The sequence below is a fragment of the Dactylosporangium sp. CA-152071 genome (genome assembly GCF_050936335.1).
Taxonomy (GTDB): Bacteria; Actinomycetota; Actinomycetes; order Mycobacteriales; family Micromonosporaceae; genus Dactylosporangium; species Dactylosporangium maewongense.
In genome coordinates, this window is record NZ_JBNJMZ010000001.1 from 6,410,374 (window position 1) to 6,433,623 (window position 23,250).

At 68.7% G+C, this 23,250-nt stretch carries 16 protein-coding genes and 1 pseudogene; 8 read left to right on the forward strand and 9 right to left on the reverse strand.

Annotation, left to right across the window (positions count from 1 at the left end):
- The first annotated feature begins 260 nt into the window (after positions 1–260).
- The 3 genes from ACQEVZ_RS28825 to ACQEVZ_RS28835 all read left to right on the forward strand — a co-directional run bounded on the left by ACQEVZ_RS28825 (position 261) and on the right by ACQEVZ_RS28835 (position 7,481).
- Positions 261–6,281, forward strand: coding sequence for an FG-GAP-like repeat-containing protein (locus tag ACQEVZ_RS28825; protein ID WP_433372131.1), 6,021 nt, complete (start codon positions 261–263; stop codon positions 6,279–6,281).
- Positions 6,282–6,578: 297 nt separating this feature from the next.
- Positions 6,579–6,854: a transposase gene (locus ACQEVZ_RS28830; protein ID WP_433372134.1), complete on the forward strand. Its 276-nt coding sequence runs from the start codon at positions 6,579–6,581 to the stop codon at positions 6,852–6,854.
- A 264-nt stretch (positions 6,855–7,118) separates the two neighbouring features.
- Complete coding sequence (locus ACQEVZ_RS28835; protein WP_433372137.1) at positions 7,119–7,481, forward strand: hypothetical protein; 363 nt, start codon at positions 7,119–7,121, stop codon at positions 7,479–7,481.
- Between the two features lie 295 nt (positions 7,482–7,776).
- Here the strand turns inward: ACQEVZ_RS28835 and ACQEVZ_RS28840 are convergent, their stop codons facing one another.
- Positions 7,777–8,838, reverse strand: coding sequence for an integrase core domain-containing protein (locus ACQEVZ_RS28840; RefSeq protein WP_433372140.1), 1,062 nt, complete (start codon positions 8,836–8,838; stop codon positions 7,777–7,779).
- Positions 8,839–8,912: 74 nt separating this feature from the next.
- Here ACQEVZ_RS28840 and ACQEVZ_RS28845 point away from each other — a divergent pair, with 74 nt between their 5' ends.
- Positions 8,913–9,107, forward strand: coding sequence for a DUF397 domain-containing protein (locus ACQEVZ_RS28845; protein WP_344501306.1), 195 nt, complete (start codon positions 8,913–8,915; stop codon positions 9,105–9,107).
- A gap of 65 nt (positions 9,108–9,172) precedes the next feature.
- Here the strand turns inward: ACQEVZ_RS28845 and ACQEVZ_RS28850 are convergent, their stop codons facing one another.
- Positions 9,173–9,376 (reverse strand): DUF397 domain-containing protein, encoded by a 204-nt coding sequence (locus tag ACQEVZ_RS28850; RefSeq protein ID WP_344501307.1) that lies wholly within the window; start codon positions 9,374–9,376, stop codon positions 9,173–9,175.
- Positions 9,377–9,427: 51 nt separating this feature from the next.
- Entirely contained in the window at positions 9,428–10,171 is a 744-nt protein-coding gene (locus tag ACQEVZ_RS28855; RefSeq protein WP_433372144.1) for a DUF5753 domain-containing protein, read from the reverse strand.
- A gap of 70 nt (positions 10,172–10,241) precedes the next feature.
- Between ACQEVZ_RS28855 and ACQEVZ_RS28860 the strand changes: the two are divergent.
- Both ACQEVZ_RS28860 and ACQEVZ_RS28865 read left to right on the forward strand, forming a co-directional pair.
- Positions 10,242–10,892 (forward strand): annotated as a pseudogene (locus ACQEVZ_RS28860) (SulP family inorganic anion transporter); the annotation flags it as partial.
- Between the two features lie 14 nt (positions 10,893–10,906).
- The gene (locus tag ACQEVZ_RS28865) at positions 10,907–11,299 is read left to right on the forward strand and encodes a MerR family transcriptional regulator (RefSeq protein WP_433372147.1); all 393 of its coding nucleotides are present in this window, start codon (positions 10,907–10,909) and stop codon (positions 11,297–11,299) included.
- Between the two features lie 22 nt (positions 11,300–11,321).
- On the opposite strand, the gene ACQEVZ_RS28870 is transcribed toward ACQEVZ_RS28865, so the two are convergent.
- Both ACQEVZ_RS28870 and ACQEVZ_RS28875 read right to left on the reverse strand, forming a co-directional pair.
- Positions 11,322–13,415 carry a sigma-70 family RNA polymerase sigma factor gene (locus tag ACQEVZ_RS28870; RefSeq protein WP_433372150.1) on the reverse strand — a complete coding sequence of 698 codons (2,094 nt, stop codon included), beginning with the start codon at positions 13,413–13,415 and terminating at the stop codon, positions 11,322–11,324.
- A 177-nt stretch (positions 13,416–13,592) separates the two neighbouring features.
- Entirely contained in the window at positions 13,593–15,491 is a 1,899-nt protein-coding gene (locus ACQEVZ_RS28875) for an adenylyl cyclase (protein ID WP_433372153.1), read from the reverse strand.
- Between the two features lie 565 nt (positions 15,492–16,056).
- Here ACQEVZ_RS28875 and ACQEVZ_RS28880 point away from each other — a divergent pair.
- A complete protein-coding gene (locus tag ACQEVZ_RS28880; RefSeq protein WP_433372156.1) occupies positions 16,057–16,602 on the forward strand; it encodes a ricin-type beta-trefoil lectin domain protein in 546 nt (181 codons plus the stop codon).
- A gap of 127 nt (positions 16,603–16,729) precedes the next feature.
- On the opposite strand, the gene lysS is transcribed toward ACQEVZ_RS28880, so the two are convergent.
- From lysS to ACQEVZ_RS28900, 4 genes are all read right to left on the reverse strand, one after another.
- Positions 16,730–18,439: a lysine--tRNA ligase gene (gene lysS, locus ACQEVZ_RS28885; RefSeq protein ID WP_433372159.1), complete on the reverse strand. Its 1,710-nt coding sequence runs from the start codon at positions 18,437–18,439 to the stop codon at positions 16,730–16,732.
- A 136-nt stretch (positions 18,440–18,575) separates the two neighbouring features.
- Positions 18,576–18,980 (reverse strand): STAS domain-containing protein, encoded by a 405-nt coding sequence (locus ACQEVZ_RS28890; RefSeq protein WP_433372162.1) that lies wholly within the window; start codon positions 18,978–18,980, stop codon positions 18,576–18,578.
- A gap of 172 nt (positions 18,981–19,152) precedes the next feature.
- Positions 19,153–20,367, reverse strand: a complete 1,215-nt coding sequence (locus ACQEVZ_RS28895) for an RNA polymerase sigma factor (RefSeq protein ID WP_344501236.1) — start codon at positions 20,365–20,367, stop codon at positions 19,153–19,155.
- Complete coding sequence (locus ACQEVZ_RS28900; RefSeq protein WP_344501237.1) at positions 20,364–20,756, reverse strand: YciI family protein; 393 nt, start codon at positions 20,754–20,756, stop codon at positions 20,364–20,366. The genes ACQEVZ_RS28895 and ACQEVZ_RS28900 overlap by 4 nt, the downstream gene beginning before the upstream one ends.
- Before the next feature lie 285 nt (positions 20,757–21,041).
- On the opposite strand from ACQEVZ_RS28900, the gene ACQEVZ_RS28905 reads away from it, so the two are divergent.
- Entirely contained in the window at positions 21,042–23,210 is a 2,169-nt protein-coding gene (locus ACQEVZ_RS28905; RefSeq protein WP_433372167.1) for a fibronectin type III domain-containing protein, read from the forward strand.
- Positions 23,211–23,250: the final 40 nt, after the last annotated feature.

Below are 23,250 nucleotides of genomic sequence, written 5' to 3' on the forward strand. Positions count from 1 at the left end.
CGGGGACGCAGTCCGGTGAGTTCTCCTGGACGTACCCGCTAGCAGCGCCGCCAGCGCTGGGCGGGCCGGTGCCGGATGTGTCGTTGGGGTATTCGTCGAGTGCTGTTGACGGCCGGACGAATGCGAATGGGGCGCAGACGTCGTGGATCGGTGAGGGTTGGGGTTACGAGCCGGGGTACATTGAGCGGTCGTTCCGGTCGTGTGTGGATGACTACAACAACCGGATCGATGTGTCGTCGGGTTGGTCGGGGTACGGCAAGATGTTGCCGACGTTGGACTATGACGGTGACGGCAAGGTCGACGCGTTGGCGGTGGCCGGGACGGACATGTGGTTCTGGCGGAACACGTCTCATGCGGGTGCGGCGACGGCGGCGGCGCAGTTCGTGAGCAACGGCTGGAACACTGTGGACACGTTCATGGCTGGGGATTTCGACGCCGACGGCAAGGTGGATCTGGTCGGTCGGGCTGGTGGCAGTCTGTACATCTGGCGGGGGACGAGCACGCCGGGGACGTTCTCGACGGCGGCGCCGGTGGTGTGGTCGGGTTGGTCGGGGTACAGCACGTTCCTGCCGATGGCGGACTACGACAACGACGGCAAGGTCGACATCCTGGCGGTCAACTCGTCGGGGCAGATGTGGTTTCACAAAAACACGTCGACGCCGGGGAGCTTCTCGGTGTCGTCGTCGCTGCTGAGCGCCGGGTGGGGGTCCGTCAACTCGTTCATGGAGGGCGACTTCGACGGCAACGGCAAGCGTGACATTCTCGGCCGGTCCGGCGACGCGTTGTACCTGTGGCCCGGCAACGGCGCGACGGGCACGCTGAGCCTCGGTGCGGCGACGGTCTGGGGGACTGGCTGGGCGATCTGGGGCACGTTCCTGCCGTTGAAGGACTACGACGGTGACAGCAAGCCGGACATCATGACGGTGTACGGCTCCGACATGTACTTCCACAAGAACACGTCGACGGCCGGTGCGCCGTCGAAGGCGGCGAGCGTGTTCAACAGCAACGTCTGGTACTCCGTCAACCTGCTCACGGCGGGTGACTTCGACGGTGACGGTGTCACGGACATCATCGGCCGTGAAGGGGACACGCTGCGGGCGTGGCTGAACACGAGCAAGACCGCGGCGAGCTACGCGCCGTTCTTCTCCAACGCCACGTCGGACTCGTGCTGGCGGTCGCAGAACGCCACCGTCGTGTTTGGCGGCCACTCCGGCGAACTGGTGCTCGACGACGCGACCGGCAAGTGGCGGTTGGCCAGCGACGACGGTTCGAAGTTCGAGCTGCTGACCGGGGCCACGAACGGCGACAACGACGGTGAGCACTGGAAGCTCACGACGACGGACGGCACCCAGTACTACTTCGGCCTGAACCGGATCCCAGGATGGGTAGCGGGCAACACCGAGACGAACTCGGCGTTGCGGGTTCCGGTGTTCGCCAACCGCGGCGACGAGCCGTGTTTCAACAGCGGTTCGTTCGGTGCGTCGTGGTGCTATCAGACGTGGCGGTGGAACCTGGACTACGTGGAGGACCCGCACGGCAACACGATGTCGTACTGGTACACGAAGGAGGACAACGCCACCGGCCTGTTTGCCAACCCCGGCGCGACCGCGGCGTATGACCGGGCTGGGTACCTGAACCGGATCGACTACGGCACCCGGAAGAATCAGTCGCTGTCGACGCCGGCGCCGATGCAGATGGTGTTCTCGGTGGGGGATCGGTGCCTGGCTTCGTGCTGGTCGGGATCGAACCCGGTGACGGCGAACTGGCCCGACACGCCGTGGGACCTGAAGTGCTCCGCGGCGCCGTGCAACAACAACATCGCGCCGTCGTTCTGGACCACCAAGCGCCTGACCGGTGTGACGACGAAGGTCAGGGGCAGCACCGCCTACCAGGACGTCGACGAGTGGACGCTGACGCATCAGTATCCGTCGACCGGAGACGGCACGAGCCCGTCGTTGTGGTTGGCTAGCGTCACGCGTACCGGGAAGGTCGGCGGTACCAAGGCGCTGCCCACGATCACGTTCGGCGGGACCGCGTACGCGAACCGAATGGACTTCAACGTCTCCGCCGGTGTGCCGCAGACGAACAAGTACCGGGTGACCTTGGTCAACAACGGCACCGGTGGCCAAATCGTGATCGCCTACGACCAGACGGACTGCTCGATCGCCGCGCCGCCAGACCCGGACAACAACGACAAGCGTTGCTTCCCGCAGTACTACGCGCCGCCGCTGGCACAACCCGGTTGGTCGTGGTGGAACAAGTACCGCGTGTCACAGATCCTGGAAAGGGATCTCGTTGGCGGCAACCCCGACGTCGTGTACAACTACGCGTACAGCACGGCAGGCTCGTCGACGCCGGTGTTGTGGCACCACAACGACAGCGTGTGGGGCTCGAAGGTCTCCAACCGAACCTGGTCAAACTGGCGCGGCTACTCCACCGTCCAGGTCACCAACGGCCCGTCCACTGCCACCCGCGGCTACACCGAGTACCTGTACATGCGCGGCATGGACAAGGACCGCACCGACGCCGGCCTCTACACCCGGACCGCGACCATCACCGCGTCCGAAGGCGGAGCGCTCACCGACGACGACCGCCTGGCCGGATTCCTGCGCGAGGAACGCCACTACGACGGCCCGGCCGTCGGCGCGCAGCTGCTGTCAGCCACATTGAACGACCCGTGGCAGCAGCAGACCGCCTCCCGCACCATGACCCCCGCGTGGGCCGCACCAAACATCCAGACCGCCAAGTTCCTGCGGACCTCACGGACGCAAAGTCGCACCTGGATCGCGGCCACCTCGACGTGGCGGCGCACCGACGTGCAGACCACCTTCGACACCACCTACGGTCAGCCGACCTCGGAGCAGAACCTGGGTGACACGGGCATTGCCACCGACAACGTATGCACGTTGACCACCTACGCGCGCAACACCACCAACTGGCTGATCGACTACAAGGCGCAGGAACTGAAAACAGACTGTACTGCCAACCCGGCACCTGCGAACCATCTAGGCGGTAACCAGACGCTGTACGACGGCAACACTTCGGTCGGTGTCATCGGCACCCGCGGCCTGGCGAGCAAGACCCTGGCGTTGGACTCGTTCACCGGCGGCACACCGGTGTGGAAGCAGACCAGCCGGGCCGAGTTCGACGACAATGGGCGCCTGCAGGACAGCTTCGATGCGTCCGACGGCAAAACGATGATCCGGTTCACCCCGGCGTACGGAGGGGCCGTCACCGGCACCACGACGACGAACCCACTCGGGCACGTGTCCACCACGACGGTCGACGGTGTCCGCAACCAGCAGCTCACCACGACCGACGCCAACAACAAGACCACCACTCTCGCCTACGACCCGCTGGGCCGGCTCACCCAGGTGTGGATGCCGGGTCGGGCGACGAACCTGGCGCCGAGTCTCGAATACATCTACAACGTCCGGGAATACCCGAACCCCGCCAGTTCCGTGCAGACCAAGCGGCTCGGCCCGAACGGCAACATCATCAGCAGCTACGAGTTCTACGACGGGCTGCTGCGAGCACGCCAGGCCCAGTCGCCGGCGCCGACCGCCAACGGCGGCCGCATCATCACCGACACCAAATACAACGGTCGCGGCCTGGTCGCCAAGTCCTCGGTCGCCTACAACACCAGCGGACCCGCCGATGCGCTCGCGGTGGTTGCCGACAACACAGCGCTCAGCCAGCATCAGTACAGCTACGACACGTCAGGCCGCAAAACCATCGACGCCCTCTATGGCGCCGGCACCACCAACCCGACGTTCAAATGGCAGACGGCCACCACCTACGACGGTGACCGCACCACCGTCCTTCCGCCCGACGGTGGCAACGCGACCACGTCATTCTCGAACGCGCGAGGATTGACGACAGAACTGCGCCAGTACTTGAGCGGCACGGCCACCGGCACCTATCACGCGACCACGTACACCTACGACCGGCTCAGTCGGCTGACCCAGGTGCAGGACCAGTCGAGCAACACCTGGACCACCCGCTACAACCTGCGCGGCTGGGTCGACCAGAGCACCGACCCGGACCGGGGCACCACCAACACGGTCGCGTTCGACCTAGACGGCCGCCCGGTCACCACGACCGACGCCCGCAACATCAGCCTCACAACTGCCTACGACGCCCTCGGCCGCACCACCGGGCTGTATGACGGCATCGGAACGACCGGGTTCAAGCGGGTTTCGTGGACGTATGACTCCGTGGCCAAGGGGCAGCTGACCTCGTCCACCCGGTATGTCGACACGGACAGCTTCACCAGCACCGTCACCGGCTACGACGACGGCTACCGGCCGCTGGGTATCACCACGGTGATCCCAGCCAGCCTCAGCATGCCGTGGCTGCCGAGCGGCTCGTACACCACCTCGATGACCTACACGGTCGACGGGTCCGCGGCCACGATCACCTACCCGGCGGCCGGCAGTCTGCCCGCTGAGACGTTGACCAGCACCTACGACGACACCGGCAAAACGTTGACGTTGAGCGGGCTGGAGACGTACATCGCCGGCACGACCTACTACGCCTTCGGCGACCCGTACCAGCAGATCTACGGCTCAGGTTCGAAGCGGGTCCGGCAGACCACCGTCATCGACGACGCGACTGGCTGGCTCACCAGCGCCAAGACCGAGACCGAGAATTCCGCGAGCCCGAACACGTGGATAGAGCGCCTCGCCGAAGGCTACGGCTACGACGCCGTCGGCAACGTCAAGAACATCACCGAAACCCTCGCTGGGTCGGTCGTGTCCAACCAGTGCTTCGGCTACGACGCGCTGCGCGAACTGACCGAAGCGTGGACCACGACCGCAGTGACCTGCCAGGCCAGTCCCTCCGCAGCGGTGATCGGCGGACCCGACGCGTACTGGACCAGCTACCAGTACGCCACCGGCACCAGCAACTACAACAGCGGCAACCGCACCCAGGAGCTCCGCCACGCCATCGGCGGCGGCACCGACACCACCCGCACCTACACCTACCCAACGTCGGGCAAGCGGCACACGCTCACCAGCGTGACCGCCACCGGCGGCAGCACCGGCACCGACAGCTACACCTACGATGCCGCCGGCAACATGCAGACCCGCAACATCACCGGCAAGCCCGGCCAGACCCTGACCTGGGACAACGAAGGCCACCTCGCCACCGTCACCGACAGCACCGGCGCCAGCAGCTACATCTACGACTCCAACGGCACCCGCCTCGTCGCGAAGGACCCTGCTGGGGCGACGGTGTACCTGCCCGGGTACGAGCTGCGCAAGGTCGGCAGCACGGTCACCTGCACCCGCTACTACGGCGTCGCCAGCCGCACCCCGGCCGGACTGACCTGGGTCGCCGCGGACCACCACGGCAGCGGACAACTCGCCATCGACGCGGTCAGCCAGACCGTCTCCCGGCGCAAGACCGACCCGTTCGGCAACCCGCGCGGCACCGATCCGACCTGGCCCAACACCAAGGGCTTCGTCGGCGGCACCCGGGACGCGACCGGCCTCACTCACCTGGGCGCCCGCGAGTACGAACCGCTGACCGGCCGATTCATCTCCGACGACCCGATCACCGACTACAACGACCCGCTACAGGTCAACGGATACGCGTATGCCGCGGCGAACCCCGTCACCAACAGCGACCCGACCGGTCTACGGACCTGTTCCGGCCCGGAAGACTGCGGCCAGGGCCTCGGCGGCACCAAAGAGGACTACTCGCACGGCAACCCCTTCTGGGGCAGCGGCGTGGACAAGAAACACTCAGCCCAGAACAAGAAGATTTGCGGCGGCAACGGCAACTGCTACCGCGGCAAACCGCTTAAGTCGAAGCCCGGCAAGACCGTCCACGAACAGAACTGCGCCGGTATGACGGCTGCTGCCTGTCAGGCCTACGAGAACAGAGAGGCCCAGTTCCGCGCACAGAACCAGCAGCCCCCTGCCATGAACACTGCTGCCCTTGCCGGTTCGGGCGGATCGTCGAGCGGCTGCAGCTTCATCGGCTGCTTTTACTACGGACCAACTCAGAAGAAAAGTCCTCCTTCTCAGGATGATCTCGAGTATGTCCTTAATGAGATTGCAGTCTTTGCCACTGCTGGCTTCGGGATCGGTACCGCCGTCGGCTGTATCGTCGGAGGAATTCCGGCCGGCATCCCTGGCTGTGTCGCGGGAGGGGCGGTCGGGGCAGCCATCGGTGTAACGATCGGTGTCGTGGCCGGTACAGGCTACGGTGTCGGTCGGTTGTGGAAACGGAACGGATGGTGGCCCGCTTGCAGAGACTGGTTCTCGTGCTGACCTGATTTAGGAGGCGATCGGATGAGCAAGCCTCAATTAGCCGGCGCAATCCCTGCGAAGGTTTACCTCGTTGTCGCCGTGACCCTCGTAGTAGAATTCGTTCTCGGCTGCGTTCTCGGCATCGTCGGCGTGTCGCGGAAGGTCGCGATTGTGATCAGCGCGGTGCCACTCGGAGCGGTCGTAGCCTGGTCGCTCCTGCAGATTTTCCATCGAGGGAGAAACCACAAAGTGCGATGAATTCCCCTTGCAGCTGCGCTCCCACGCGAGTGGTGCTCAAGGTTGATTGAATGACAGCGAGTGATTGGTATCCGTGATATTTTGGCGGGTGCCGATCACTCGCTAGTCTGGTCGGCCAGAGTGTGCACCGAGCTGAAGAACCGCGGTGCCGAGGATGTGCTGATGGCCGCCTGTAGCGGCCCTCGGTTGCCCGCCGCGATCAACACCGTGTGGTCCAGGACCGTAGGACAGACCTGTGTGGTGCACCTGCGGCCCAACTCGTGCGGCATCGCCGCCGGCCAGCACCGCGACACCATCGCCATAGCGCCCAACCGGTCTGCAGCAGGCAGGCCGTAGTCGATGTTGAGCATCGGTTCCCGAGTCCGCAGGAACGTGGGGCGCCGGGGCGACGGGGTCCCAGCGAGCGTCAGGCCGTGGGGGAACGCCTGGGCCGAGGTCGTGCCGTTCCTGGCCCGCGACGACCTCGTCTTCGAAGGTCGCCTGAGGGTGTCTGATCGTCGAGCGCACCTGACCCCGCCGATGCCCAATCGAACCAAATATTCTTGGCATACCCCGTGCCCGGCAGATGCGGAACGACCGACTTTTCGTCATGATGTTGGCGTGGCCCCTCTCATCAAATTCGTGCGGTCCGCTGGCCAGACCTGGCCGGCCCTGCGCTTCACTGGCGCCGTGGCATTCGCCGGCCTCGTGGGTTTCGAGATGTCCGACCGACGAGGGCCGGTGTTGGGCGCGCTGGCCTTCCTGGTTTACGGGGTGCTGCTCAGCGCCTACGCGCTATCCATGTCACGGGTTCGGCGCTGGTCGGCTGAGCATCCTGTAGTCGACGCTACGGTGGTTGCGCCGCTGTCGTTTTTCGCTTTGCTGCTCGTTCCAGGGCTGCCTTGGTGGGCCGCCGCCGTGATTGCTGTAGCGTTCGCTGGGGTGTTTGTGACCGTCACGCTGTACCGGAGGAGATCCAATTAGGCGTGGGCTGCCCGGCACGGGCTAGCCGTTGACCTCGATGGCACGTTCGTAAGGTTCTGAGAGGACGTCTGATTCATATATCTTGTGAGACATGTGGATTTGGAGGTCCTAACAAAGTTGATCGAGGGTCTTCCGTCCTTTGTGGAGGATGATGATCTAACATATTCGGCCGTGAGGCGTGGTGAACAGCCGCCGTGGATCGTGCCGGACGGGCTGTGGCAGCGCTGCGCTTGCCGAAAATCCCTGTACCGTGCCAAAACTGCGTTTTAGGCGTGAGCTGAGGATTTGTTAGCGATCAGGCGGCCCGGTAATACTCGTTGATCACGCCGCCCAGGACGCGGCGTCTCCGGATCGGCTTGTCGATCGCGATGACCACGCCGGGGTCGTGGTCGGGTGGATGCTGATCCAGGCTCTGGTGTGGCCGGTGCCGGTCGAAGTGGTCCTCATAGTCGCGTAACACCGCACGGGCATGCTGTTCGTCGTAGATCAATACACGGTCGGTGCACTCCGCTCGGACGCTACGCACGAAGCGTTCCGCGAACGCGTTCGCCCTTGGCGTGCGCGGTGGAATCTTCACCACGTCGATGCCTTCGGCGGCGAACACGGCGTCGAAAGACGCGGTGAACTTGGCGTCCCGGTCGCGGATCAGGAACCGGAACCGTGTCAGACGGTCACCGAGGTCTATCACCAGATTCCGGGCCTGCTGGGTGGTCCAGGCAGCGGTCGGGCGTTCGGTGACGCCGAGGATGTGCACCCGCCGGGTCGTGATCTCCATGACGAACAGCACGTACAACCGCCGCAGCGTGATGGTGTCGAGGTGGAAGAAGTCGGTCGCCAGCAGCCCGGACGCCTGCGCGCGCAGGAACGTCCGCCAGCTGGTGTCGATCTCGCGAGGGGCCGGGCCGACCCTCGATCGGGCAAGGATGCGGCGGACGGTGCCGGCACCGACCCAGTGGCCGAGGCCGACGAGTTCACCTTGGATGCGCCGGTGTCCCCAGCCGGGGTTCTCCCGGGCCAGGCACAGGACCAGGTCACGGAGGTCGTCGCTGATCGGTGGTCGTCCGGGCCGGTTCGGGTAGGTCCAATGCCGGCAGACCAGCCGGCGGTGCCAGGCCAGCAGGGTGGCCGGGGTGACGATCCGATGCTTCCACAGTTCCCGCGGTAGCGCCCGGACCAGTGCCGACAACACCGCCCGTTCCGGCCACGACAGGCGCGGCCGACCGACCTGCCGCCGTAACACGGCCACCTCGTGGCGCAGCACCAGCAACTCGGCGACCATCGCTGACTCGCTCCGCGTGGCCTGCGGCAACCAGCCGAACACCCGCACCGCACTCAGGTACAACAGCCGAACCAACATGCCTCCCATCCTGCGCCACTGTCGCGAAACAGCAGCTCAGGCCCTGTGCGACGAATTTTGGCACGGTACACCCTGTGGCCGACGGTGTGAACGGGCTGACCTGGCGGAAGAGCCGGTCCTGCGCAAGTGCCGCCTGCGTCGAGGTGGCGCGGGCCGAGGACCGCTTTCTGGTCCGCGATTCGAAGAATCCTGAAGGCCCTCGCCTGGGATTCGGCGCCGACGATTGGGCATCGTTCATCGGGGCGGTGCGTGAGGGGCGAATCGAATGAGCCGGTGAGGTTGGGCGCTGCGGCGTCTTGAACGTTCGTCGCACTCAACCTCACCATTCGTTATGTCAAACGGACGTCGTGAGCGCGCCGGTCTTGATGCCGGTGATGAAAGCGCCCCACTCCGCCCGGTCAAAGGTCAGCACCGAGCCTGCGGCATTCTTCGAATCGCGGACGAAGAATGAGCTCGAGTGTTCTGCGACCTCGACGCATGCCGAGCTGGCACACGCCTGGCTTCTGCGCCACACAAGTGGCGCCACAGTAGGCTGCACTATACTTCTTTCCTCTCGGAAAAGGAGTCGACACCTCAGGCTTGAGGTGCCCTATCCCGCAGGTTCGCGTCCTGGGGAGTTATGAATGGCGAGGAGTTCGTGGGCGCGACTCTCGATCATTTCCTTGCTGTGGGTCTCGTCATACGACGCGTGCCAGATCTTGTCCCATTGGACAAGATGCCGCTGCAGACTGACGGCGTCGTCGATGATTTCGTCCCGGGTGGCGTTCTCGCGGTAGAGAACCGCATGGTCGAGATCCTCGGAGCCGAGATAGAAAAGATCCCAGTTTCCGATGGCGATGTTGAAGACGGTGAATGGTGCGACGCGAATCGTCAGCCAGCCCTCGTTGATGACGTCGAGCACGGCGGACAACTGGCGGCCCAGCACTTCCGGAAGGCCGAGGGTCCGGCGAAGCACTGACTCGTCGAGCAGCAGATGGACGTTGGGTCGGCCTCTTCGCTGCTCAAGGACCTGTCGACGCTGGGTCCGCGTCTCGATGCGCGCCGCGATCTCGTCTTGTGTGAGGTCGTCGACGAAGAACTCAAGTAGAACACGCGCGAATTCCGGGGTCTGCAGGAACCCCGGAAAATACGCGGAGTAGAAGAGCCGCATGGAGCTGGCTTCGGCCTCGTAGCTGAACCACTGCTTCATCGCCGGCGTCAGCATTCCAGCGTAGCGCTTGTGGTCCCACCACTGCTGCCGCTGCTTTGATGCCTTGGCGGCCTGCACGAGCTCGTCGACGCGTGCTCTGTCGCGAATTCCGAGGTGGCTCAGCAGAGGGCGCCGAACCAACATGCCTCCCATCCTGCGCCACTGTCGCGAAACAGCAGCTCAGGCCCTGTGCGACGAATTTTGGCACGGTACAGGCTGCGCCATGATCGGCCAGACGATGATCAACGTGAAGGCGTCCGGCGCCCGGACCCGGCTGTCGACGTTCCCGGCCGGGGTGTTCCTGCTGATCCTCGTCGTCGCGCTCGGCGACGTGGTCGCGGTCATCCCGATGGCCGCGCTCGTCGCCGTCATGATCGTTGTGTCGGTGTCGACGTTCGACTGGCACAGCATCGCCCCGGCCACCCTCAAGCGGATGCCGTGGGGCGAGACGATCGTCATGGCCACCACCGTCGGCGGCACCCTCGTCACCCACAACCTCGCCGTCGGCGTGGTCCTCGGCGTTCTTACCGCGATGGTGATCTTCGCCCGCCGGGTCGCGCACCTCGCGACCGTGACCAGCCGCCCCGGTCGCGACGGACGCACGCAGGTGTACGCCGTGCACGGCGAGCTGTTCTTCGCCTCCAGCAACGACCTCGTCGGGCAGTTCGACTACGCCGGCGACCCTGACCGGATCGTGATCGACCTGGCCGAGGCGCACATCTGGGACGCGTCCTCGGTCGCCGCCCTGGACGCGATCAGCACCAGGTACGCCGCCCGTGGCAAGACGGTGGAGATCGTCGGCCTCAACGAGCCCAGCGCCCGCATGCACGACACGCTCGCCGGGCGGCTCAAGGTGGGGCACTGATGGACACTGGGCCGATGACCGGACGACACATGCAGATCGGCGAGGCGGCGGAGCGGGTCGGGCTGAGCATCCGCACCATCCGCCACTACGAGGAAGTCGGCCTGACCGTGCCCTCCGCTCGCAGCGACGGCGGGTTCCGCTTCTACACGCAGCCCGACCTCGACCGGCTCGCCGTCGTCAAACGCATGAAACCGCTCGGCTTCACCCTCGACGAGATGCGTGACCTGCTGGACCTCCTCGACGCCCTGTCGCGGACCGCGGATGCTGAGCGGCGGGTCGTCCTGCTCGACCGGCTGACTGTCTTCCGTGACGCGGCCAGGGCCAGGGTGCAGGCGCTGCGCGACCAGCTCGACACCGCCGAAGGCTTCGCGCGGCAGCTCCAGGAGCACCTGGACATCCACCGCTGACGCCGCCGCCCGCCGCCTGGGGTCAGTCGCCGCCGGACATGGAGGCGCCCATGCCGTTGCCGGTGGTCAGGAACGAGGTCGGGGGCAGGGAGCCGTCGAGCGGGCGGGGGGACTGGGCGGTGACCGGGTCCGTGGTGCGGAACATCGACCTCGTCCAGGTGCCCTCGTCCCAGGTGTTGCGGCTGGACTGCACGGCGGCGTTGGCGCGGACCGCGGTCTCGTTGTCGATCGACACGGAGCTGCGCAGGGTCGCCGGGGCGTCGGTCACGGCGAAGCCGGTGGCGCCGTTGCGGAAGGCGGTGTTGTTGGTGAGCTGCAGGGCCGCGCGGTTGCCGCTGTCGGTGAAGCCGTGATGGACGTTGTCCCAGGCGGCGTTGTGGCGCAGCCGGTGCGCGGCCGCGGCGGGCGGGCTGCCGCCGCCGAGCGTGAAGCCGTTGCCGTTGCTCTGCCAGTCGCGCACGCCCCAGCGGTTGACGCCGTTGCCGAAGGCCCAGTTGTACTCCAGCGTCACCGGGCTGCGGAAGTCGCCGAGGTCGAAGCCGTCGTCGGCGTTGTCGAAGGCGCGGCAGCCGCGGATGAGGTTGCCGTCGCCGTCGCCGAACTTCACGCCCAGGCCGATGCCGGTCTGGCCCTGGTCGGCGGGGTTGCGGTTGCGGTAGAAGTCGCTGTCCAGGACCTGGTTGCCGACGGTGCCGTCGTCGCGCAGGGTGAGGCCCGACTCCACATTGTCGTGGACGGACAGGCGGCGGAAGACGTCGTGCTTGCAGGAGAGGCAGACGTACGCGTGGCTGCGGGAGCCCTTGATCTCCAGGCCCTGCACGGTCCAGTAGTCCGCCCGCTGGGTGATCGCCCACTTGTCGGCGGGGATGCGCGAGGCGTCGATCACGGGTGCCTCGTCGCGGTAGTTGGTGAGCGTGATCCGCTGCTCGGCGGTGCCGCTGGTCGTGATGGTGACCGGGTCGGCGGGCCGGTAGGTGCCGCCCCGCAGCGTGATGGTCTGGCCGGGCCGCACCAGCGCGACCGCCGCCGAGAGCGTCGCCAGGGGCCGGTCGATCGAGCCGTCCCCGGTGTCCGCGCCGGTCGGTGACACGAAGATCTCGCCGGTGGTCCGGGCCGGCGGGGCCGCGGAGGAGGCGGCCGGCGGCGCCGGGGAGGCGGCCGAGGGGGCGGCGGGTGCCTGCGGCGCGGACACGGCCGGCGCCTCGCGCCCGTCCGGCGTCTCGTACACCGCGTACGCGAAGCCGCCGCCCGCCACCACGGCCACGGTCGCGACCGCGGCCGCCTTGTGCTGGAACAGCTGCTGCAGGGAGCCGAGCAGGGATGTGCCGGGCAGCGCCGCCTTCGTGAACACGGCCGGCACGGCGACCGCGCCGATCCCGTGCAGCAGCCGCTCCGGCGGGATGAGCCCGTGCCGGTGGCCGCCGCAGCCGGTGCACTCGCGGACGTGCCGGGACAGCCGCTTGCGCCACAGCGGCCGGGCCACCCCGTTCCAGCCGTCGACGACGGTCGCGAGGCCCTCGCAGCGCGGGCTCGCCGCGAGGGCCCGGACGATCGCGCGGGCCGTCTCGAGCTGCGCCTTCATGCGCTGCAGGCGGACGGCGGCGTGCGGCTGGCCGATGCCGAGCGCGGCCGCGAGCTCGGTGCGGGTCAGGTCGCCGGCCGCCTCGTGCCACCACAGCGCGAGCAGGTGCCGGTCGCCGTCGTCGAGCCAGCGGGTCGCCTCGACCAGCTCGCGGCGCTGCCCGGTGAGCACCAGCTCGGTGACGGTGCGCTCGGCGAAGTCACCGGCCGGGTCGGGCACCTCGGTGAGCGCCTCCGGCCGGCGCGGGAACCCCAGCCGGCGGGCCTTGCGCAGATGGAGCTGGATCTCGCGGTACGCGATGGCGACGACCCACGAGCGGAACCGCTCCGGCTCGCGCAGGCCGCGCAGGTTGCGCACGACCCGCTCCATCGTCTCCTGCACGAGGTCGTCGACGTCGGCGTGGCCGTTCAGGGCCCGGCCGATCACGTTGTACACCAGCGGCAGGTGCGCGGCGGTCAGCTCCTCCAGCGCCGCCCGGTCGCCGGCCTGGGCCGCCGCGACGAGCTCGGCCGTCCCGACGATGGTCTCGGCCACCGGGCCTCCCGCCTGCGATGTTAGCGCTCCCACAACCGCCGCCGCATGGTTCCACGCCGCCCGGCGGGGTGTAAAGGGAGCGCCCTCGCGGCCAGCGGCGACGGGCGCAACTTTCAGAAAACACAGCGGTGGGCCCATCGCTGATCGCGATGAGCCCACCGTTGGTGGTGCCGGGTGTTACGCGACGGGGTAGTCCGCCAGGTAGATCGGCACGCCGATCATGGTGGTGTCGGCCGCGTTGCCCACGCCGTTGACGACGTGGTTGATGACGCCGGCGCTCAGGTTGACCGTCATGATGTGGTGCAGCTTGACGCCCGGGGTGTTCGGGGCCTCGAAGCCGTTCTCGGTCTGGATCGACGGGTTGTTCTGGTTGAAGACGTACACGCCCGCGCCGTACAGGTTGTGGGTCTTCACCTTGTTGTTGACCTTGTAACCGGCGTAGCCCTTGACGCTGCCGTTCATCCAGTCGGCCTGCGTCGGCGGGTCGTACGGCAGCTCGTTCTGGTACAGGATCGTGGTGCCGCGCTCGCCGTTCCAGACGGTGTTGTACTTCTGGAAGTGCTCGACGAAGAGGCCCGTCGCGGTCACGTTGTCGCCGTTGATGATGGCGCCGTAGCGGCCGGTGTTGGTGACCCAGCGCTGGTTGTCGCCGTTGACGCCGCCGGTGAAGCCCTCGACGCCGTGGTCGCCGCGCCACACCCAGGTGTGGTCGATGAGCACGTTGTCGCTGTTGACCTCGAGCGCGGTGTCGGTCTTGCCGATGTGCGGGCCGCCGACGCGGAAGTACACGTCGGACAGCGTGGTCGGGTTCTTCGGGTCGCTGAAGCCCCAGCCGTGCTCCTTGCCGACGCGCAGCAGGACCTTCGACTCCTTGAGGCCGGCGTCGATGGTGACGCCCGCGACGATGATGCCCGGGACGTCGGCGACGTCGAGCGGGGTGGCGCCGTTGACCGCGGTCAGCGTCGCGTGCCCGATGCCGAGGACCACCTGGTTGGGCCAGCGGACCTCGATGCTGCGGGCGATGTCGTACATGCCGGGGGTGAGCAGCAGGTTCTTGCCGGCGAGCAGCGCCAGGTTGATCTTGGCGACCGAGTCGCCCGGCTTGGCGACGTAGAAGTCCGACAGCGGGATGGTGCGGCCGGCGGTCTGGCCGTTCGCCCACGAGATGCCGCTGGTGTTCTTCTGCGCCGACGGGACGCGGACCTGGTACTTGCCCTTGGCGTCGACGAAGAGGTACGGCTTCTCCCGGCTGATCGGGGTCTGCGCGATGGTGGTGTACGGCGGGTTCGGGAACGCCGAGTCGTCCGGGGCGCCGACGACGCCCGAGAAGACCTGGTTCCAGACGCCGTTGGACCAGTTGTCGACCTGGCTGTTGCGGGTCAGCCACTGCTGCTGCGAGCCGTTGACGATCGTCCCGGCCTTCGAGTCGGCGATGAAGCCGCCGCTGGCGTACTGCGGGCCGGCGGTGCAGTAGTCCATCAGCGACAGGTTGCCGCCGGTGACGTTGAGGCGCCGCAGCGAGACGGCCTGCGACACGGCCCAGAAGTTGGCCGAGCCGCGGCAGCCGTCCTGGCCCTTGCCGTTGACGTTGATCGACAGGTTGGACAGCGTGCGCCAGAAGTTGACCAGCGCGAGGCAGTTGCTGGTGCCGCCGTTCTCGAGGCAGCGGTTGTACACCTCGACCTTGCCGTTGATGACGACGTCGCCCGGGTTGGCGCCCAGGCCGGCGATCTCGGTGTAGTAGCCGACCTTGAACTGCAGCGGCTGGTCTGCCGTGCCGTACGTGCCGGGCTTGAAGTAGTAGGCGTACCGAGCGGTACCCATCTCGTTGTCGACCTGCTTGGCGTAGGTCGCGTCCAGCTTCGCCTGGATCTCGCTGACCGGCGTGCTCGGGTCGAACACGGTGACGTTGGGGCCCAGGTCCTGCGACCCGCCGTTCAACCCGGGCGGGGTCGCGCCGGCCGCTGTCCCCATCGAGGCGGTGGCGGTCGTCAGCGCCAGGCTGAGCACGAACGCCCTGCCGACGTTGCGACGGCTCGACCACCGCCTCACGGAATGCTCGGACTGGATCGTCATACGGGTGCGTCCTCTCGATCGTGCGGGCGGGTGAGGTACACGGTGGATGGGGTGTGGGAGGAGCCGGCGGCGCATCGGCGTCCGCGTGTGAGAGCGCTCTCTCCAGCGTGTTGTTTCTACCGTGTAAATCCGCCGTGCGCTACGTCCGCGCGCCCTCGATTTCCACGAAACCGCTCGGCGGTCACGGGAAATGCGGACGTTCCGTGCGATCCATCCGGGCTGCGGCGATTTGTGAAAGCGCTCCAACGACCGGGTGAGACGGAGGGTGATTCTGCTGTTTCACCCGGTCCGGCCGGGATCGGTCATCGCTGATGGCCGCTACGGTCGTGCTATGTCTCCGGTGCTGGTCCGCCCATACGTGAGAGTCATCGCGCACCATCAGATTCCACCCGCGGCACACCCCAACAACGCACCGGCGGTGGCGCGCCCCGAACCGCCGGAATACCACCCACGGCATTCCTGGATGACCCTCGTGAATCCGGCACCGTCGGCATCGCCGGGCTCTCGGCCGGCGCACCGCCGGGCGGGGCGGCACCACCCCGCGTTCGCGTGGACGGTGCTGGTCGTGACGACCGCGACGACCGCCCTGGCGCTGTCGGCCGGCGACCGGCCCGCGACGTCCGCGCCCTCCGCGGACTCCGCGCCGTCGTCCGGCCGGCTGCAGATGGCCGTCCTCCCGCCGCCGGTCGAGGCGGGCCTCGGGTCCGCGCCGGCCGCTGAGTCCGGTACTGAGCCCGGCGCTGAGTCCGGTACTGGGTCCGGTGTCGCGCCCGCGGCAGTCTCCGGCGCCGCGTCGGGGCCGCTGGTCGGGTCCGCCGGGCTCTGCCTGGACGCGTCCGTGCGGCTGCGCCGCTGCTCCGGCGCCGCGGCGCAGACCTGGACGATCGTCGCCGACGGCACGCTGCGCACGGCGGGCCGCTGCCTGGACGCCTCGCTGCGGCTGGGCGCCTGCTCCGGTGCCGTCGCGCAGCAGTGGGACGCCGTCCGGGGCGCGCTGGTCACCCGCTCCTCGAAGCAGTGCCTGACGGAGTGGGGCGGCAGGCCGTACATCACCCGCTGCGCCGGCACGAGGCAGCAGCGCTGGCAGGTGCCGCCGGCACCGGCACGGTGAACCCGTCCACCGGCGCGACCGCCTCCCGCCGCGGCAGGGAGCGCCCGGTGCGCGGGTCGGCCGGCTCAGGATCCGGCCACGCCGGTGTCATGGTGGCCCGCCGGGGGTCCGGCGGGCCACCGCCGTCTCAGGACAGCAGCGCCCGGACGCGGTCGGCGCCGACGGCGAGCAGCAGGGTGGGCAGGCGCGGCCCGGTGTCGCGGCCGACCAGCAGGTGGTACAGGAGTGCGAAGAAGCTGCGCTGCGCCACCTTCAGCTCAGCGGTCGGCTTGGTGTCCAGCGGGAGGCCGGCCATCACCTTCGGCACGCCGTAGAGCAGGGTGGTCAGGCCGTCGAGCGACCAGTGGTCGTCGAGCCCGGCCAGCAGCAGGCGCAGCGACTCGCGCTGCTCGGCGGTCAGCGAGTCGAGCAGCGCCTTGTCGGGCTCGTCGAGCACCTTGGTCCGCGACTCGGCCGGCACCTGCGTGTTCACCCAGTGCTGCGCCCGGTCGAGCCTCGGCCGGACCTCGTCCAGCGACGTGATCGGCTGCTCCGCGTCGAGGTCGCGCAGGATCCGCAGGGTCTGCTCGGCCTGCCCGGTGGTGATGTCGACGATGGAGGCGAGCGTCCGGTACGGCACCGTGCGCGGCGTCCGGGGCAGCTCCAGCGCCGCCGTCCGGGAGGCCCGCAGGTAGGCGGAGCGGTCGGCGGGGACCGCGGTGCCGGCCGTGTAGCGCTTCTCCAGCGCATCCCACTCGTCGTAGATGCGCTGGATCTCCTGGTCGAACGCGACCTGGAACGACTGGTTGGGGCGGCGCCGCGCGTACAGCCACCGCAGCAGCGGCGCCTCCATGATCTCCAGCGCGTCGGCGGGCGTCGGCACCGCGCCGCGGGAGCTGCTCATCTTCGCCATGCCGCTGATGCCGACGAACGCGTACATCGGCCCGATCGGCTGCTCGCCGCCGAACACCTCGGTGACGATCTGCCCGCCGACCTGGAACGACGAGCCCGGCGACGAGTGGTCGACCCCCGACGGCTCGAAGATCACTCCCTCGTAGGCCCAGCGCATCGGCCAGTCGACCTTCCACACCAGCTTGCCGCGGTTGAACTCCGACAGCAGCACGGTCTCGGTGAACCCGCAGACGCACGTGTAGGTCAGCTCGGTGGTGTCGTCGTCGTAGGACACGACGGTGGTGAGGTCGGTGCCGCAGCTGCCGCAGTACGGCTTGTACGGGTAGTAGCCGGTCGCGGCGGTGCCGTCGTCCTCGCTCGCGGCGCCGGAGCCCTCCGCCGCCTCGGCCTCGGCCTCGCTCGTGCCGGCCGCGGCCGCCGCGGCGGGCTTCTTCGTCCGGTACCGCGCCAGGACCGCGTCGATCCGGGCGCGCTCGCGCATGGCGAGCAGGATCTGCTCGCGGTAGGCGCCGGACGTGTACATCTCCGTCTGGCTGATCCCCCGGTACTCCACCCCGAGCTCGGCCAGCGACGCGATCATGGCGGCCTTGAAGTGCTCCGCCCAGTTCGGGTGCTCGCTGCCCGCCGGCGCCGGCACGGCACTCAGCGGCTTGCCGATGTGCTGCGCCCACGAGGGGTCGATGCCCGTGACCCCCGCGGGCACCTTCCGGAAGCGGTCGTAGTCGTCCCACGAGATGATGTGGACCACGTCGTGCCCGCGCCGGCGGATCTCGTCCGCGACCAGGTGCGGGGTCATCACCTCGCGGAGGTTGCCGAGGTGGACGGGGCCGGACGGGCTGAGCCCGGACGCGCAGACCACCGGCTTGCCCGGGGCGCGTCGCTGCGACGCCGCGATCACCTCGTCCGCGAACCGGTCGACCCAGTCGTTGTCTGTCTCACTCGCCACGATCGTCACTCTTCCGTCGGCAGCTGCATGGAAGAGGCCCCCCACCAGCGGCGGGGGGCCTCTTCATCGACCCTGCGCAAGCCTACTGTCCGGTGGTGCGACCGCGCACATCCGTTACCCCGGCCACGGGCGGCGCTCAGGTCACCTCCGCCGTGTCGGCCACCCCGGTCACCTCCGCCGTGGCGGCCGTCTCGATCCGGTACGCCGCCGGCACCGAGGTGCCCTGCGCGGTCATCGAGAGCCCGAACGAGTCGAGCATGCCCGCGATGTACAGGATGCGCTCGGCCATCGGCGCCGGGTTGCGCAGCACCATCCGCCCGCCCCGGCTCTCCACGTGGCGGCGGCAGGCCATGAGGCAGCGCAGCCCCTGGGAGCCGAGGAACCGCACGCCGGCGATGTCGACGACGACGAGCTCCGGGACCGGGTCCGGCAGCGTGTCCGCCATGACGGTGAGCAGCTCCCGCGCCGTCAGGCCTTCCAGGACGCCGGTGAGGATCAGTGCGTGCTGCGCGTGGTCGCCGGCCGCCGCGTCGACCTGCACCCGTAGGAACTCTCGCCCTGCACCAGCCTGCGGACCGGAATGCCTCGAATCCACAGGAATGCCCTCCATGCAGTGGCGATCGTTCCGACACTACCGGCAAATCGGGCCGACGGCCGGATGTGTCACCCGATGGCCTGTCCGCCGGCCGTCCCCCCGGCCGTCACCGTGACGCTCAACGGGCCAGCTTGCGGTTGAGGTAGCGCTGCTCCGGCAGGCTCGCCGTGAGGCGGGCGGCGATCCGGTACTGCTCGACCGCGCCGTCCGGGTCGCCGCTGAGGTCGAGCAGGTGGCCGCGGACCGCGTACAGCCGGTGATGACGCTGCATGGCGGGGTCGTCCAGCAGCGGTTCGAGCATGGCCAGGCCGGCCGCGGGTCCGTGCGCCATGGCGACGGCGACGGCGTGGTTCAGGGTGACGGCCGGGCCGGGCGCGACCTTGCTGAGCATGTCGTAGAGCACGCTGATCTGCAGCCAGTCGGTCTCCTCGTAGGTCGCGGCCTCGGCGTGGACGGCGGCGATCGCGGCCTGCAGCTGGAAGCGGCCCACGTGCCCGCGGGGCAGGGTGCGCTCCAGCAGCTCGACGCCCTCGGTGATCAGGTCGTGCCGCCAGCGGAGCCGGTCCTGCTCGGCGAGCGGCACGAGGTCGCCGGCGGCGTCGACGCGGGCGGCGGACCGGGCGTGCGTGAGCAGCATGAGGGCCAGCGCGCCGGCGACCTCGGCGTGGTCGGGCAGCGCGGCGTGCAGCTGCCGGACGAGCCGGATCGCCTCCTCGGCGAGCTGCACGTCGAGCAGCGCCTCGCCCGACGTCCGCGCATACCCCTCGGTGAAGACCAGGTGGCACACGTCGATGACCGCGGCGACCCGGTCGGGCAGCTCCTCCGGCGACGGCATGACGAACCGCGCACCGGCCTGGCGCAGCGCGATCCGCGCACGGCTGAGGCGCTGCGTCATCGTGCGGGCCGGCACGAGGTACGCGGCCGCGATCTGCTCCACGCCCAGGCCGGCCACCGAGCGCAGGCAGAGCGCGACCTGCGACGGCCGGGTCAGCGCCGGATGGCAGCAGAGGAAGAACAGCCGCAGCGTGTCGTCGCTGTCCTCGGTCGTCGCCTCCTCCGTCGTGGCCGGGCGCTGGGCCGCGTCCAGCGTCTCGCGCCGGGTCCGGGCCGAGTCCGCCCGGGCCCGGTCGATCAGCCGCCGGGAGGCCACGGTGATCAGCCAGGCCCGCGGCGAGTCGGGCACCCCGTCGACGGGCCACCGGGCGGCGGCCACCTCGGCGGCGTCCTGCAGCGCCTCCTCGCAGTCGCCGAGGTCGCCGTACTTGCGCAGCAACGCCCCGAGGACGTGCGGCGCCTCCCGGCGCCACACGTCACCGAGCACCGAACCGGTCATTGGTCGTCGCCGCCGGGCCACATCATCGGGCGCAGCTCCACCGTCTCGTCCGGGCCGGAGAACCGGGCGGCGACCGCCTCGGCCCGCGCCTGGCTGTCGACGTCGATCAGGAAGAAGCCGGCGAGGTGCTCCTTCGCCTCCGAGTACGGCCCGTCGCTGGCCAGGGGCTCGCCGTCGCGCCACCGGTACAGCCGGGCGTTCGCCGGGTCGCCGAGCGCCTCGCCGCCGAGCAGCTCGCCGTTGGCCTGCAGCTCGGTCATCACCTGCTCGAACTCGGCGTTCAGCCGCTTGCGGACCTCGCCGGGCAGCGCCTGGTGGGCCGCGAGGTAGTCGCTCGTCGGGTGGCCCCAGGGCTGCGGGTTCGAGTGGATCAGGATGACGTACTTCATCGGGCTCTCCTCGCGTGTACGACGGCCGTTCCGTCGCTCGCCTGGTACGTCGGAGCGCCGCCTTCGATGTCTACATCCTCCACGGAAGTTTTTTCGGGCATCGCGCCGATCGCGGCTGGTGAGCTGAACGTGTTCACTAGCACACGAAGAGTGCTGGCCACCTGTCGAAGAGCCTTATTACCTAATTTGCTCCGGAAAGTACAACACCGCCCTACATTGCTAGGAGATGGCGCGTCGGCACCGTAGCTGGCGCCTCGCAACGGGGGGTTGGACGCAATGATTCAAGTGAGCAAACCGCGCGACCGCCGGGCAGGGCCCAGACGCGGCCTGCTCGGCTCGGCGGCTGTTCTGACACTGACGGCGGGCTCCCTGTTGGTGGCCCAGCAGCCCGCCTCGGCGGCGGTCCTGGCCAGCGTCACCGCTGTGTCGGCGCTGGGTCCCAACGAGACGCTGATCGTCACGGTGACCCCGGACGAGACGAACGCCACGGACGTCAACACGAGCCCTGCCTACATCGTCAACGCGGACGGCCCGGACGCCGGCTCGTCGCCCGACCAGTCCTGCCAGGTCGCCGCGAAGGCCGGCGGGCCCTGCACGCTGACGGGTCTGATCGCCGGCACGACGTACACGATCACCGTCGACCCGCAGGGTGGCACGCTCGTCGCCGACGCCACCGCGACCGGTGTGATGACGCCCGTGCTGGCCCCGCCCACCATCGGCACCCCGGTCGCCACGGGCAAGACCGGCGAGGTCAACGTGGTGTGGACCGGCGCGGCGAACGCCTTGTCCACCGTCGCCAACTACACCGCGACGGCCTACCTCGGCGGGGTCTCGACGGGCAAGACGTGCACGAGCGCGACCAACGCGCTGAGCAACAGCTGCAAGATCAGCGGCCTGACCGACGGTACTGAGTACACGTTCAAGGTCGTGACGAACGGCGCCAACTCGGTCCCGAACTCCGCGGCCAGCAGCGCCAGCGTCGGCGCCACGCCGGGTGTCGGCCCCGAGGCGCCGGTCGACGTGGTCGCCGCCACCACCTCCGCCGGCGTGCCCACCGTGTCGTGGGGTGCCTCGCCGACCGAGGGCGTCACCTACGCGGTCGCCGCGTTCAAAGAGGGCGTCGCCATTCCCGGCATCACGTGCCCGGTCGTCGCCGGATCGATGGCGGTGACCTGTGGTGGCACCCCGGTCGCGCCGGGCTTCTCGTACGAGTTCGAGGTGACCGCCACCAAGGACGGGCTCAGCTCGGACCCCGCGAAATCCGGTGCCATCTACATCCTGGGCACGGTGAACGACCCCACTGACGTCACCGTGACCGGTGGCGACGGCGAGGCGACGCTGACCTGGGTCGCGCCCACGTCCGGCACCGTCGCCAAGTACCGGGCCGCCGCGATCAGCGGTGGCGGCGTCGTCAAGTTCTGCATCACCGACCAGCTGACCTGCAAGGTCACCGGTCTGACGAACGCGACCGTGTACACCACGGGCGTCATGTCCATGAACGCCAACGGCACGGCATCGGCCGGCGCCGCCTCCACGCCCACGACGGTCACCCCCGCCGTGGTGCCGAAGCCGGCCCCGCCGGTCGTCACCCCGCCGGCCGACGACGACGTCTCCGCCACCTCGGCGACGCTCGCCTGGACCGCGGCCGCTCCCGTCGGTGGTGCCGCCGTCGTGTACTACGTCGCGACCGCCACCCCGTCCGAGCCCGCCCAGGCCAGCTCCGGCGCCCTGAGCTGCACCGCGGTCGCCCCGGCCGTCACCTGCACGATCAACGGCCTGGCGGCCGGCACCGCGTACGACGTCACCGTCGTCGCCTACGCCAGCCCGACGGCGTACAGCACCGCGGCCACCACCACGATCACCACCAAGGCCGCCGCGCCCGGCACCACCGGTGCCATGAGCGGCCCGATCATCGCCAACAGCGACGGTCTGCAGCAGATTTTCGCCCGTGGCGGCGACAACAACCTCTACACCAGCGTCCAGGCCGCCGACGGCACCTGGGGCGCGTGGACCAACCTCAGCGGCCTGATCTTCAGCGACCCGGTCGCGATCAAGAACGCCAACGGCCGGATCACGGTCTTCGCCATCGGCGGCGACCACGCGATCTGGTCCCGGCTGCAGAACGCGGACGGCTCGTTCGCCTGGTGGACCCGCCTCGGCAACTGGATGTACGCGAACGACATCGAGACCGCGCAGAACGCCGACGGCACCGTCGCGGTGTTCATCCGGGGCACGGACGGCAACCTGTACTCGAACACGCAGACCGACGCCGCCGACCCGAGCCAGTGGAGCGGCTGGACCAACCTCAGCGGCCTGATCTTCAGCAACCCGACCGCCTTCACGCGGGCCGACGGGATCATGGAGGTCTTCGTCGTCGGTGGTGACGGCAAGGTCTGGCACCGCGTCCAGTCCGCGCCGAACTCCGGCACCTGGGACTGGTGGACCCACGTCTAGGACGCGGCCTGGCAACACGTAGCGGCGGACGCCCCGGGGC